Here is a 362-nt window from a genome sequence, read left to right as displayed (position 1 = left end):
GTAGCGAACTCGGCGATCGATTTGTCGTAGCAAGCGTTTGTTGTATTGGTAGTCAGCATTTTCAGAGCGGTCACCTAGGCTGGCAGCCCAAGTGACTATCTTGGTGACCTCTGGACGACGTTCGTTCCAGAGGTAATCGTGCTCTTGCTGGAGTTTTTCAAAGCCCTCGCGGGTAATTAAATTTGTCTTCATTTGTGGTTATTGTTCATGCGTGATTACTTACCCAATAGATAAGTATTGTCGCTACCAACTACAACACCATTCTTCAAAAAGTTCTTTCCAAGAATCATGCTGTATTCAAAGCGGCTTCTGTCCTGCAGGTTAACACGAACGGTTTTGCTCACCTCGCCAAGTGTTACGTC

1 pseudogene is annotated in these 362 nt (G+C 45.6%); it reads right to left on the bottom strand.

Annotated elements, in window-relative coordinates:
- Window positions 1-192, bottom strand: a pseudogene (locus AB4585_RS28000) (transcription elongation factor GreB); the annotation flags it as partial.
- Window positions 193-362: the final 170 nt, after the last annotated feature.

This window comes from Vibrio sp. 10N.222.49.C9, assembly GCF_041474985.1.
Taxonomy (GTDB): domain Bacteria; phylum Pseudomonadota; class Gammaproteobacteria; order Enterobacterales; family Vibrionaceae; genus Vibrio; species Vibrio crassostreae_C.
This window is presented reverse-complemented; position numbering and strand designations above follow the sequence as displayed.